The organism is Actinomycetota bacterium, from assembly GCA_041658565.1.
Classification (GTDB): Bacteria; Actinomycetota; AC-67; order AC-67; family AC-67; genus JBAZZY01.
The window spans coordinates 247,369-259,957 of record JBAZZY010000001.1 but is presented as its reverse complement, the minus strand read 5'-3'; the positions used below and the strand labels follow the sequence as shown (position 1 = coordinate 259,957).

The 12,589-nt window shown below is 65.6% G+C and carries 13 protein-coding genes and 1 tRNA gene; 9 read left to right on the top strand and 5 right to left on the bottom strand.

Going from position 1 to position 12,589, the window contains the following annotated elements:
* Positions 1 to 121: 121 nt before the first annotated feature.
* Together WDA27_01375 and WDA27_01370 are read right to left on the bottom strand one after the other, a co-directional pair.
* Positions 122 to 529: a PIN domain-containing protein gene (locus tag WDA27_01375; protein ID MFA5889596.1), complete on the bottom strand. Its 408-nt coding sequence runs from the start codon at positions 527 to 529 to the stop codon at positions 122 to 124.
* The gene (locus WDA27_01370) at positions 526 to 783 is read right to left on the bottom strand and encodes a ribbon-helix-helix protein, CopG family (protein ID MFA5889595.1); all 258 of its coding nucleotides are present in this window, start codon (positions 781 to 783) and stop codon (positions 526 to 528) included. Before WDA27_01370 ends, WDA27_01375 begins: the two co-directional genes overlap by 4 nt.
* 82 nt (positions 784 to 865) lie before the next feature.
* Here WDA27_01370 and trpC point away from each other — a divergent pair, with 82 nt between their 5' ends.
* The 5 genes from trpC to WDA27_01345 all read left to right on the top strand — a co-directional run bounded on the left by trpC (position 866) and on the right by WDA27_01345 (position 5,513).
* Positions 866 to 1,648: an indole-3-glycerol phosphate synthase TrpC gene (gene trpC / locus WDA27_01365; protein MFA5889594.1), complete on the top strand. Its 783-nt coding sequence runs from the start codon at positions 866 to 868 to the stop codon at positions 1,646 to 1,648.
* 45 nt (positions 1,649 to 1,693) lie between these two features.
* The gene (locus WDA27_01360) at positions 1,694 to 2,677 is read left to right on the top strand and encodes a potassium channel protein (protein MFA5889593.1); all 984 of its coding nucleotides are present in this window, start codon (positions 1,694 to 1,696) and stop codon (positions 2,675 to 2,677) included.
* Positions 2,678 to 2,742: 65 nt separating this feature from the next.
* Positions 2,743 to 3,945 carry a tryptophan synthase subunit beta gene (gene trpB / locus WDA27_01355; protein ID MFA5889592.1) on the top strand — a complete coding sequence of 401 codons (1,203 nt, stop codon included), beginning with the start codon at positions 2,743 to 2,745 and terminating at the stop codon, positions 3,943 to 3,945.
* Positions 3,932 to 4,744 carry a tryptophan synthase subunit alpha gene (gene trpA / locus WDA27_01350; protein ID MFA5889591.1) on the top strand — a complete coding sequence of 271 codons (813 nt, stop codon included), beginning with the start codon at positions 3,932 to 3,934 and terminating at the stop codon, positions 4,742 to 4,744. The genes trpB and trpA overlap by 14 nt, the downstream gene beginning before the upstream one ends.
* A gap of 28 nt (positions 4,745 to 4,772) precedes the next feature.
* Positions 4,773 to 5,513 (top strand): bifunctional precorrin-2 dehydrogenase/sirohydrochlorin ferrochelatase, encoded by a 741-nt coding sequence (locus WDA27_01345; protein ID MFA5889590.1) that lies wholly within the window; start codon positions 4,773 to 4,775, stop codon positions 5,511 to 5,513.
* On the opposite strand, the gene WDA27_01340 is transcribed toward WDA27_01345, so the two are convergent.
* Entirely contained in the window at positions 5,510 to 7,411 is a 1,902-nt protein-coding gene (locus WDA27_01340) for a glycoside hydrolase family 15 protein (GenBank protein MFA5889589.1), read from the bottom strand. The two genes, WDA27_01345 and WDA27_01340, sit on opposite strands and share 4 nt — an antisense overlap.
* 127 nt (positions 7,412 to 7,538) lie before the next feature.
* Here WDA27_01340 and WDA27_01335 point away from each other — a divergent pair.
* Positions 7,539 to 7,621 (top strand) — tRNA-Leu (locus WDA27_01335).
* Positions 7,622 to 7,643: 22 nt separating this feature from the next.
* Here the strand turns inward: WDA27_01335 and WDA27_01330 are convergent.
* On the bottom strand, positions 7,644 to 7,910 hold the full coding sequence (locus WDA27_01330) for an SHOCT domain-containing protein (protein ID MFA5889588.1): 267 nt from the start codon (positions 7,908 to 7,910) through the stop codon (positions 7,644 to 7,646).
* A 57-nt stretch (positions 7,911 to 7,967) separates the two neighbouring features.
* On the opposite strand from WDA27_01330, the gene WDA27_01325 reads away from it, so the two are divergent.
* The 3 genes from WDA27_01325 to cydB are packed head-to-tail and all read left to right on the top strand — an operon-like array spanning position 7,968 to position 11,164.
* Entirely contained in the window at positions 7,968 to 8,708 is a 741-nt protein-coding gene (locus tag WDA27_01325) for a hypothetical protein (protein ID MFA5889587.1), read from the top strand.
* 26 nt (positions 8,709 to 8,734) lie between these two features.
* Positions 8,735 to 10,117, top strand: coding sequence for a cytochrome ubiquinol oxidase subunit I (locus WDA27_01320; GenBank protein MFA5889586.1), 1,383 nt, complete (start codon positions 8,735 to 8,737; stop codon positions 10,115 to 10,117).
* 9 nt (positions 10,118 to 10,126) lie between these two features.
* Positions 10,127 to 11,164, top strand: a complete 1,038-nt coding sequence (cydB, locus tag WDA27_01315) for a cytochrome d ubiquinol oxidase subunit II (protein MFA5889585.1) — start codon at positions 10,127 to 10,129, stop codon at positions 11,162 to 11,164.
* 83 nt (positions 11,165 to 11,247) lie between these two features.
* On the opposite strand, the gene WDA27_01310 is transcribed toward cydB, so the two are convergent.
* Positions 11,248 to 12,582 (bottom strand): ADP-ribosylglycohydrolase family protein, encoded by a 1,335-nt coding sequence (locus WDA27_01310; protein MFA5889584.1) that lies wholly within the window; start codon positions 12,580 to 12,582, stop codon positions 11,248 to 11,250.
* Positions 12,583 to 12,589 lie beyond the last annotated feature (7 nt).

Here is a 12,589-nt window from a genome sequence, read left to right as displayed (position 1 = left end):
GATCTGAGCGGCCGGGTCGTGTGCGACGTGACCCGCGATCACCGCGCGCGCGTCGGGCGACGTCACCGCCGGCGCACTGGGGAGTTCTCGAGCCGCACGCGGTCGGGGAGATCGCCCACCCTCAGCGCTTAGGCGAGCCGAGCAGCCGGAACCCCTCGCGCGCGAAGTCATCGTCGAACGCGAACGCGGTGTCCAGGTCGAGCGCTCGCATCACGACGAACCCGGCTGCGTCCACGATGTTCGTTCCCCGGCGGCGATGCGTGAAGACGAGCGCTTCGGCCTCGCGATGACGCGTCTCGTCGATCCAGACCACATCCACGGTGCGCACCGCGGCCGCGAAGAGTTCGAGCGGTTTCCATCCCAAGCGGTGCTGGATGAGGCCCATCGTTTCCGCGAGCGTGTAGGAGGATGTGACCAGCGCTTCGTCGTGATCCACGAGATCGCGCCAGATCGCGCGCGCGGCCTTGTGGTCCTGGTCCGTCACCGAGGCGAGCGCAAACCATGCCGAGGTGTCCACGAAAACGCTCACCGATGGTCGCCGTAGAGGTATCGGTCGTGCAGGCGCGCAACGTCGCGCTTGCCCTCGCGGTCGCGACCCGACCCAACGAACCCCAACCGAGCCTCGCGAACGGCCCCGGCGCCTGCGGCGGCACCGCCCCCCAAGGCGTCATCGACGAGCGCGCGGAGCACGGCGGAAAGGGATTGGCCGCGCTCAAGGGCTAAACGCTTGAGCCGCTCGTACTGGCGACGCTCGAGCTGGATCTGTGTTCGGACTTTAGCCATGCTCCACCATTACATGATGATATCATGATGGTACACCAGCGTTGGAGTCGGGAATGTCGTCTCTGCCTATAATCGTGGCAGAGTGAGCCGATCCTTTCTGCAACGTGTCACCGCCGCGCGCCGCGCCGACGCGGAAGCCCGGCGTGCCTCGGGAGCGCTGGACGTTGCGCGTGAATCCGCGCGCAACGTCGCACCGCCGAGGGATTTCACCGCTGCGCTGGCTACTCCCGGGATATCGTTGATCGCCGAAGTGAAGCGTGCATCGCCGTCGGCGGGCGACATCGCCCCGGATGTGGACCGCCTGGAGTTGGTTGCCGCGTACGAGCGCGGCGGCGCGGCGGCGATCAGCGTGCTTACCGAGCCCGAGTACTTCCGCGGATCGCTGGAGGATCTGAGCGCGGTGCGCGCATCCGTTGGGATTCCGGTACTGCGCAAGGACTTCATCTGCGATCCGCTGCAGGTGTGGGAGGCGCGTGCCGCCGGTGCCGACGCGGTTCTGCTGATTGTCGCGGTGCTTGATCAGACCGAGTTGGTGTCTTTGGCGGGGCTGGTTGACGCCCTCGGGATGACTGCGCTGATCGAAGTCCACGATGAAGCCGACATGGCGCGCGCGGCCGATGCCGGGGCTCGGGTCGTGGGCATCAACACGCGTGATCTTGCCACGCTTAGAGTCGATCCGACCGTCGTGGCTCGCCTGCGACCCTTTGCTCCGCAGGGGGCGCTCGTTGTGGGGGAGAGCGGGGTGTCGGTACGCGCCGACGTCGTTCGCCTGGAAGGCGTCGGATGCGATGCGGTCTTGGTGGGTGAAGCGCTGGTTCGCGCGCCGGATCCCGCGGCGAAGGTGCGGGAACTGCTGGGCCGTTGACGCGCTTGTGCCCGGGTGGCCCGGCCGGATCGTAGGATGGGTCCCGTGCGAGCAGCGGACGGAATCCTCCACGAATTGCGTGCCCCACTGGCGGGTCTGGGGGGCCTGCTCGCATACGGCGTGGTGGGCTACGTGGCTTTCGGCTATTCACTGCTCGACGCCGTCTACCAGACCGTCCTGGTCGTCACGACCGTGGGATTCCTTGCCGGCGAAGTGCCCGGCGGTGCCGAGAAGTTGTTTAGTGCGAGTCTCGCAGCGTTCGGAGTTGCCGTGTTTCTCGCGAGTTTGGCGATCTTTACTGCGGCTCTCGCGGACGGACGGATTCGGCAAGTTTCCAGGAGGCGACGGATGCAACGGCAGATCGACCAGATGAAGGATCACTACATCATCTGCGCGTACGGTCGCGTGGGGCGCGCGGTTGCGCGGGAGTTTGAGGGCGAGCGGGTTCCGTTCGTGGTCGTCGACCGCTTGGAAGACCTCGAAGAGCGGATGCAGAGCGACGGCGTGCGGTATGTGATCGGGGATCCTACGTCGGAGGCGGTACTCCAAAGCGTCGGCATCGATCGTGCGCGCGGTCTGATCAGCGCTGTGGACTCCGACGCAGACAACGTCTACATCACGCTTACCGCGCGCTCCCTGCGGGCGAATTTGTTCATCGTGGCGCGCGCCAGCGAATCGGCCGCGGCAGACCGGCTCTATCGCGCCGGCGCAGACCGTGTGATCTCGCCGTACGTGTCGAGCGGGCGTCACATGGCGATGCTGTCCTTGCGCCCGCGCGTCCTGGACTATCTCGAGATCACCGGCCGTGGCGACGAGAAGATGCGTCTGGAGGAGCTGCAGGTCGAGCCGGGATCGGCGCTGGTGGGCATGAGCCTTGGGGAGGCGTGCGAGGGCGCGACGCCGCTGGTCGTGCGGCGCGGCACGACCGTGCTGCCTCGACCCACCGGGGATGAGGTACTTCAGCCCGGGGACGTGATTGTGTTGCTGGGGGAGCCTCGCGAGCTGCGCAGTGTCGAGGGCGAGGTCTGAGCGCGCGCGGCGTGTTCGAGCCGCCGACGAACGGCGCGCGGCCGCGCTGATACACTCGGCGAACTATGGCTCGTGCCCTTACTGATCCCGACGCCGGAGGACACTTCGGTGTCTTTGGGGGAAAGTACGTCCCTGAAGCGCTGATGCACGCGCTCGACGAACTCGAGCAAGCGTTCACCGAGGCATGTGCCGACGCCGAGTTTGTCGCCGAGTTGGAGTACTTGCGGCGCGAGTACGCCGGGCGTCCCACTCCGTTGTGGTTCGCGGAGCGACTGACCAAGCAGTGCGGCGGTGCTCGCATATACCTCAAACGCGAAGACCTTGCGCACACGGGTGCGCACAAGATCAATAACGTGCTCGGGCAATGCTTGCTCGCGCGGCGCATGGGTAAGCAGCGCGTCATCGCTGAAACAGGCGCGGGACAGCACGGCGTTGCGACGGCTACGACTGCGGCATTGTTCGGGCAGGAATGCGTCGTGTACATGGGCGAAGAGGACTGCCGTCGCCAGGCGCTCAATGTCTTTCGCATGGAGCAACTCGGTGCATCGGTCGTGCACGTGACCTCCGGCTCCCAAACGCTGAAGGACGCGATCAACGAGGGACTGCGCGACTGGGTCGCCAACGTCGAGACCACGCACTACGCGATGGGCTCGGTCGTCGGGCCTCACCCCTTCCCGTTGATGGTCCGGGAGTTCCAAAAGATCATCGGAGAGGAAGCCCGAGCCCAGATTCTCGAGCACGAGGGCAGGCTGCCAGACGTTGTCGTCGCCTGCGTCGGTGGCGGCTCGAACGCGATGGGGATTTTCCACGGGTTTCTTGGAGAAGAAGGCGTCCGCCTGGTCGGAGTCGAGGCCGCCGGTCGCGGCATATCTACCGGAGAGCACTCGGCGACGATCTCGGCGGGGGAGCCGGGCGTTTTGCACGGTGCGCTGTCCATGCTGATCCAAGACCCCGACGGTCAGGTGTTGCCGACGCACTCGATCTCGGCGGGACTCGACTACCCGGGCGTCGGGCCGGAGCACGCTTTCCTCAAGGAGCAAGGGCTCGCCGTTTACGACTCCGCGACGGACGACGAGGCTCTTGCGGCGTTCGGCACGCTGGCGCGCGCCGAGGGAATCCTTCCGGCGCTGGAGTCGTCTCACGCGCTGGCGTGGGCGATCCGCGAAGCACGCGGGCTGGGCCCGGACGCGGTGATTTTGGTGAACCTTTCCGGCCGCGGAGACAAGGACGTGGAAACCGTGCGAAGGATCCTTCATGGCGCGGACTGATCACACGGCGGCCGAGCGACTGGACGCGGCGTTCGCGCGCGGCCGCGCCGAAGGGCGCGCGCTGCTGATGCCGTTCCTGGTGTGCGCGTATCCGGACCCCGATGCCTTTGTGCGTATGGCTGTTGCCGCGGCGGAGGCCGGCGCCGACGTGTTGGAGATCGGGATTCCGTTCTCGGATCCGATCATGGACGGACCGGTGATCCAGTCGGCGACGACGGCGGTGCTCGAACGCGGGCTGCGGATGTCCGAGGCGCTGGACCTAATCGCGCGCGCCTCGGCCGAGTCGGGGATCCCGCTTGTCGCGATGACGTACTACAACTTGGTGTTTCATCAGGGGCTCGAGCGCGCGGCGCAGGCGTTCGCAACGGCCGGGGCGGCCGGAGCCATCATCCCCGATCTTTCCGTCGAGGACGCGGGTCCGTGGCGTGCGGCTTGCGACGCCGCCGGGATCGCGACGGTATTCATCGCCGCGCAGACTTCGCCGCCGGAGCGCCTTCGCTCTATCGGCGAGGCATCGCGCGGTTTCGTCTATGCGGCGTCGCTGCTGGGAGTGACGGGGGTGCGCCAAACGTTGTCCGACCGCGCGCGCGTGTTGGTCGAATCGATTCGCGCGCAGACCGATTTACCGGTTGCGGTCGGGATCGGTGTGAGCACCGCCGAACATGCTCGTGCGGTCGCCGGGTACGCCGACGGCGTTATCGTCGGCAGCGCGATTGTGGCGCGCGCTGCCGCAGCGACCGACCCCGCCGCCGCCGTCGGCGAACTGGTTCGGGAACTGCGCGCGGCCGTCACGCGCTGAGGAGTACCCCACCGCTACGATGAAGGCTATGTCGAGCGAACTCGCCGGGAAGGACTGCATTTGTCCCCTGCGCAAGGGCGTATGCGACGACAGTTGCGTCCGTGACCTGGCAGAGACTCCGTTGTACGTCGCCTGCGTGCGCATGAGCGGCCGTCGGGCCCTGGTCGTGGGTGCCGGGGCCATCGCGCGCGACAAGGTGGAACGTCTGCTCGCCTGTGGGGCCCTCGTTCGGGTGGTTGCGCCGGAAGCGATCGAGGAATTGCGCGCGCTGGCTGCAAAGGGCTCGATCGAGTGGGAGCAGCGCGAATACGGCCCCGGTGATCTCGACGACGCATTCATTGTGATCGCGGCGACGGGTACCACCCAGGTAAACGTCCGGGTGTTCGAGGACGCCGAGGCCCGTCGGATGTTGGTGAACGTCGTCGACGTCCCTGCGTTGTGCAACTTCATCCTGCCGGCGATCGTTCGCACCGGTGCGATCTCGATTGCGGTGTCTACGGCCGGGGCGAGTCCCGCCCTCGCCAAGCGCATGAAGCGCGAGATCGCGGCCGCCTACGGTGAGCCTTTCTCGCGGCTGGCCGAGATGTTGAACGATCTGCGCCCTTGGGCCAAGGCCGCGTTGCCCACGTATCAGGATCGCAAGGAGTTCTTTGAGGCGATCGTCAACGGCGATCCCGATCCCGTTGCGATGTTGCGCGACGGCGACGAAGACGGAGTGCGGGCGCTGATCGCTCGGGCCCGCAGCGCGGCCGAGTCGAAGGGGTCTTAAGGTGCGCTCTGGGCCGGCACGGTGGCCGATTTCGAACCGCGCCGGGCCATCAGTCGTTCGACTGCGAGTTCGGCGTACGAGCCGCCGTTGTGAACTCCGCCGTGTTTCGCGGCCTCCAGATGGCCGCACGACAGCACCAGCGCCATGTGGCTGAACGCCTGTGGGAAGTTCCCGAGCCCCTCGCCCGTTGCTGGATCGACCTGCTCGGGGAACAGGCCAAGATCTCCGCCGAAGGTGAGCAGGCGCTCCAGCAGGGCTTGCGCCTCACCGATTTCGCCGGTGTGCACTAGGCAGTCCACGAGCCAGAACGAGCACACCAAGAACGCGCCTTCCTGGCCCTCAAGTCCGTCGTTTCCCTTGTATCGGTAGACGAGTCCGTTGTGCTCGAGCTGTGCGCGAACCTCCTGGATGGTTCGCAGCGCAAGGGGATGATCGGTCGGCACAAGTCCGAGCGCAGGCGCGAGCAGAGTCGCTGCGTCGGCGACGGGGTACCCGGCTGCCTGCTGAAACCACCCGTCGGGTGCCGCTTGTTCCAGCAAGAAGTCGCGGATCTCGTCACGCGCGCGCTCCCACCGCTCTATCGGTGCCGGCAGCCCGCGCGCTTGCGCGATACGGATCCCCCGATCGAGCGCGACCCAGCAGTGCAGCTTCGAATGCGTGAAGTGCCGAGGTTCATCGCGCAACTCCCAAATCCCGTGGTCGGCCCAGTGCCAGCGAGCGGCGGCCGATTCGACCAGACGCGTTAGGAAAGTCCAGTTCTTGGTGCTGAAGTCCCCGCCCGCTTTCCCGTACAGGTATGCCGCGTCCAGGATCTGTCCGTAGACGTCGAGTTGCGTCTGCACGGCGGCGGCGTTTCCGATTCGCACCGGCGCCGAGTTGCGGTGTCCGGTCAAGTGCGGCAACTCCATTTCGGGCAGGTGTCGCTCGCCTTCGACGCCGTACATGATCTGCAAGTTCTGCGCGCGCCCGGCCGTCGCTCGTTCGAGCCACGAACGGAAGGCCTCCGCTTCGTGTCTGAAGCCGAGGGCCACCAGAGAGGACAGCGCCATGGTCGCGTCGCGGATCCAGGTATAGCGGTAGTCCCAGTTGCGCCCGCCGCCGATCAACTCGGGCAGCGATGTGGTCGGTGCCGCGACCATGGCGCCGCTCGGCGCATAGGTCAGCGCCTTCAGCGCCAGCGCGGATCGTCGCACGAACGGCGCATAGACGCCTTCATAGGAGCACTGCTCGATCCACAAGCGCCAGTACGCGGTTGTGGCCTCGAGGCGGCGTCTACACTCCTGCTCGAACTTCGCCAGCGACGGCGCCCGAGGGTGGCGCGCGTACGACCGGCTCCAGGTCGCTTCCATCCAAACCTCTTCGCCCGCGTGCAGCGTCCATTCCGCAACCACTTCGGTGTCGAGAACCTCCACGGGACGCGTCGAGTTCAGCACGATGGCATTGGCGCCGCCCTCTACGTAGGCGCTGCGCGCCGACAGCGGCGTGAAGCGGGGCAGGAGACTGCCGTACTCGAATCGCGGTGCGACGGAGACTCGGACGTTTACGGTTCCGATGGTGCAGCGCGCGCGCCGCAGGATCGAGTGGTGCACGCGAACGCGCGTCCCGCCGGGCTCTTCGGGAGTTTCGACAGGCATGCAGTCGGTAAGTTCGAGGACGCCGCCGGAACATTCGAACGTCGTTGTGAGGATGTTGGTGTCCTGGAGGTACGCGCGGCGGGCGTCTTCGACGAACTCCGGCGCGATGCGGAAGTGCCCGCCGCGGGACTCGTCGAGGTTGCGCGCGAACACGCTAGGAGAATCGAAGCGGGGGAAGCAGGCCCAGTCGATCGAGCCGTCTTGCCCGACAAGGGCCGCGGAGTGGCAGTCGCCGATCAGCCCGTAGTCCGAGATCTTGTTCACACAACCAGGATACGGAAGTTGGAGGGCGTTCCTTGAATGCAGGCGCCGGGGAATTCACGATGTCCGGGATGCGAGGTTCCCGAGGCGCGCGCCCCGATCCCCGCCGGACCTTTATACTGACCCGCGCGCCGGGGTGGCGAAATGGCAGACGCGGCGGACTCAAAATCCGCTTGGGGCAACCCAGTGGGGGTTCGAATCCCTTCCCCGGCACTTCTGTTGGCGCGCGCGCCGGTCAGCCGCGCAGGACTTGCCGGCGTTGCTCGAACTCCTCGCGGTCGATCTCGCCGCGCGCAAACCGCTCTTCGAGGATCGAGATCGCTCGATCCGGTTCCCGGCGTTGGGCCTCGCCGGATGCCGGACCGGCTGTGAATCGACGAAGTAGAACGATCACCACGGTGATGACGAGTGCCCAGAACAACAGCATCGACACCCCCATCAGCCAGGCGCCTGCCCCCCAGTTCCAGCCCGGACCCCACATCATCAGCCTCACCTCCGCCACCGATCATAGAACCCGCGCCCGATGTACGCTGCCTGATGTTCGCGAAGGGAGACATCTATGAGTGAACGAGCCTGGACGGGGACTCCGGTTCAACCTCACCCCGACGCCCGTGCCAACCGAGCGGAGACCTTGCCTTGGGGTGGCCGGCGGGACCGACTGCCTCTCGAGTGGCCTTTTGCCGATGCCGTGGAGGGCTTCCGGGCGAAGGCGCTTGCGAATCCTGAGTACGATCCGGCTTCGACTTTCGTGTGGGGCCAGATGATGGCTGTGTCGCTGATCGGGATGCTCGTCGGGATCGAGGAGCGGTTCGGCGCCGAGGGCCACGACGTTGCGCGCGCGGCATTGAGGGATGTCGGCGCACGCATCGCCGGTGAAATGCTGGCCGGGGTCGAAGTTCCCGCGGACGCCTCCGCGGCAGAGATCGCGAGCCTGTTCGCCTCCTGGATCAACGAAGTGTGTTACGCGTCCATCGAGCGCCCGGACGTCGACGGAGACCGGGCCGGTTTCGACATTCACTACTGCCCGCACGAAGACGTTTACGGAGCCTTCGACTGCCGGGTCCAGCGTTATCTGGTCGAGGGAATGCTGGAGGCCGGGCGCGAGTTGTTTGGGGAACGCGGATTCGACGTCGCCTTCGCGACGACGATTCCGTCCGGGTCGGCGACCTGTCATTTCGACATCTTCCCCGGTCGCGCCCCGGGTGCGGACGTGTGGAACGACTATTCCGAGCATCTGCGCAGGCGCGCCTTGAAGCGGGCCGGCGAGGTGCCGGAAGCATCGACGCGTCCGCCGGCTTAATTGCGAATCGCTTGGAGGGAGACCGAATGACCGCACTGACACTGGCGCGGCTGCAGTTCGCGATCACGATCGCATTTCACTTCTTGTTCGTTCCGCTCAGCATCGGCCTGTCCTTGCTCGTGGCCGTCATGCACACGCTGTATCAGCGCACCGGCGATGAGAAATACAAGCGCATGACTAAGTTCTGGGGGAAGTTGTTCCTCATTACGTTTGCTATGGGCGTCGTCACCGGCATCGTGCAGGAATTCCAGTTCGGCATGAACTGGTCCGCGTACTCACGCTTCGTGGGCGACGTGTTCGGGCCAACCTTGGCGATCGAGGGCCTGCTGGCGTTCTTCCTTGAGTCGACGTTCTTGGGGCTGTGGATCTTCGGGTGGAATCGGCTTCCGGGTCGGATCCACGTGGCGACCATCTGGATAGTGGCCATCGGCACTCAGATCTCGGCGTGGTTCATCCTCGCTGCGAATTCCTGGATGCAGCATCCCGTCGGATACACGATGAACCCGCGGACCGGTCGCGCCGAGATGACGGACTTCGTGGCGATGATGACGAACTCGACGCTGATCGTCGCCTTCGTGCACACGGTTCTGGCGGCGATTCTGACCGGCGGGATGTTCGTTCTGGGAGTCAGCGCCTACCACTTGCTCCGCAAGCATGACACCGACGTCTTCGTGCGCTCGGCGGGAATCGCACTCGTCGCCGCTTTCATCGGAGCCTCAGGCGTGGTGTTCACGGGGCACGCGCAGTCGCAGGTGATGACCGAGCAGCAGCCCATGAAGATGGCGGCCGCGGAGGCTCTGTGGAGCACCGAGCGCGGTGCGAGTTTCTCGCTGCTGACGATCGGAGACCCCGCGGGCGCGCGCCCGGTCTTTCAGATTCGGGTGCCCAATCTTCTGAGCGTGCTCGCCACGAACTCCTGGAACGGAACGGTCGAGGGGATGAACGACATCCAGGCGGCCTACGAAACTCGGTACGGCCCTGGGAACTACATGCCGATTCCGTGGGTGACCTACTGGAGCTTCCGAATCATGGTGGGCCTCGGCTTCTTGCTGGTTGCGCTGACCGGCTTCGGGCTTGTTCAGATGCGGCGCGGGAAATTCACGTCCAGCCGGCGTTACTTGCGGCTCGTGGCTTTGTCGGTCCTGGTCCCGACGATTGCCAACATCGCGGGGTGGGTGTTCACCGAGGTCGGTCGTCAGCCTTGGGTCGTCTTCGGGTTGATGCGTACTTCCGACGCGGTGTCTCCCAGCGTCGGCAGGGGAACGATCGCAACGACGCTTGTGGGATTCACGCTGGTGTACGGCCTGTTGTCGGTGGTCGAGATCGGGATGCTCGTGCGCTTCGCAAAAGCGGGAATCAAGCCGGAGCCCGAGCCGGCATCCGACGGACGTCCGAAACTCGTGTACTGAGGCGGTGACATGATGAGCAACCTTCAGATCCTGTGGTTCACCCTGATCGCCGTCCTGTGGGTCGGCTACTTCTTCCTTGAGGGATTCGATTTCGGCGTGGGCATCCTGCTGCCGTTTCTAGGCAAGGACGACGTCGACCGGCGGGTGATGATCAACACGATCGGCCCGGTGTGGGACGGCAACGAGGTGTGGCTTGTGGTCGCCGGAGGGGCAACCTTTGCCGCGTTTCCCGACTGGTATGCGACGTTGTTCAGCGGGTTCTACCTTCCGCTGTTCCTCGTTCTGGTCGCACTGATCTTTCGCGGAGTGGCATTCGAGTCCCGGAGCAAGGACGTGCGTCCGGCATGGCGTGCGTGGTGGGATAGGGCGATCTTCTGGGGGAGCCTGGTTCCGTCGCTGTTGTGGGGTGTCGCATGGGCGAACATTCTTCGCGGTGTTCCAATCGACTCAAGCAAGGAGTTCACCGGGTCCCTGTTCGGGTTGCTGAATCCGTACGCGCTCGTCGGTGGTGTCGCATTCGTTCTGCTGTTCACCTTGCACGGAGCGGTGTTCATCGCGCTGAAGACGCATGGTGCGATTGCGGATCGAGCCCGCTCCATGGCGGCGAAGTTGGCGTGGGCGGCCGCGGCCGGGGTGTTCGCCTTCCTGGGGTGGACTTACTTGAATGCCGTGGAGAAGAACACGCGCGGCATCGTTCCCGATCCGATGCCGATCGCCGCGATCGCGTTACTGCTTGTGGTGTCCTGGCTGGTGTACCAGAAGTGGGACGGCTGGGCCTTCGTGGCGACGGGTGCCTCCATCGTGCTGCTGACGGCCACGATCTTTATGAATCTGTATCCCCGCGTGATGGTGTCGAGCACCAACCCCGACTTCAGCTTGACGATCGCAACCGCGTCCTCGGCGCCGTACACACTGAAGCTGATGTCGATCATTGCGGCGATCTTTACTCCGGTGGTCCTGCTGTACCAAGGTTGGACGTACTGGGTCTTCCGGCGGCGAATCGGCCGGGAGGACGTTGCGGAAGCGATTGCCGGGGCACTTCACTAACAGGCGCGCGCCGTGCATTGCGAATAACCCTATGTGGCCATGCGGCGTTTCTGCGCATTGGCCATTCGGAGCATTCGGCTTGATCAGGCTTTAAGGTCGCCGGCGATGCGCGCCGGCAGTCGGCCGATGCGTGCGGTCAGCGCCGACAGTGAGCGTTCGGGGAATAGCGCGAGCGCGACGCGGATCTCGTCGTTGAACGGCGCAAGCCATCGCGCTTCGAGGTGACCGGGGCCGAAGAACGCTCCCAGCATCGACCCCGCGGTGGCGCCGAAGCTGTCGGTGTCGTTGCCTTGGCTTACTTGCTTGCAGATTCCGTCGCCGACGTCGGACGCGAAGCGCAAGGTGTTGGCCAAGGTTCCAACCTCTTGGTAGATGCGGCAGTGTGTCATGCCCGGGGTCAGCGCGCGGACGCGCTCGTATCCGTCGAGCCAGTCGTGCGCGCGCGAAACCTCGTCCAGCAGCGCCGCGGTGATTTCGTGGAACCGGCTCTTGGTGGGGACATAGCGAAGTCCGGCGCGGAACATGTCGAGGGGCTCGCGCGCGCCCGGTGCCGACGCGATGGCTGCGGCGACGAACATCGTTGCGTACGTCCCGGTGCGCCGGTGCGTCCAGCTTGCGTCGCGCCAAGCGAGTTCGGCGGCGAGGGCCGGGCGTCCCATGCAGCCGTACCCGTAGGCGTCCGCCCGAATGAGCGCGCCGCACCACTCGTCGCGAGGGTTAGCCACGCGTACCCACTCATCCAGCGCCGAGGGGTCGCCTCCTTCGAGGGAGTTCAGCGCGGCGCGCGCCAGCATCGTGCGCTCGGGTCCGAACGTCGCGATGATGGGCAACTGCATCATCCAGACGTCGCGCAGGTTCTCCTTGGTGAATCCGGTTCCGAAGGACTCGAGCATGAGCATCCCGATGATCGTGTAGTTGATGTCGTCGTCTTGCGCGACGAAGCGGATGCGCTCGCGCACGGTGTCGGGCCACTGAAGCTGCGGCGCGCGTAGCCGGGGAATAGCGGCTTCGGGAAAGTAGTCACGCAGGGGCCATTCGCCGAGCGGCTCCAGGGCGGCGCGCAACTCGTCCAGCGTCGGGTCAAACTCAACAGGCTTGCCCAGAATGCATCCGCAGACGCGACCCAGAAAGGCAGCCTCGGCGCGCGCGGCTGCGTCGTCGACGTCCACCGACCCGGGATCGGCGGCGGGGTCGTCCCAGCGCGCGCAAATGGCCTCGAAGTCGTCGGGTTCGTCGTAGCGCCAATCCGGGCGCATGGGGAGGTCGGCCAAGCGTCGTGCGAACTCGGCAAGCGGATCGTATGCGTCGGGGATTGCCGCGAGCTGTTCCGGCAGACCCTCGGTGATGTGGCCTTGTTCCTGCTTGTCGGTGATGACGAGCCGCAGCCGTTCGCGAAGAGACTCGATCGTTGGAAGCATGATGCAA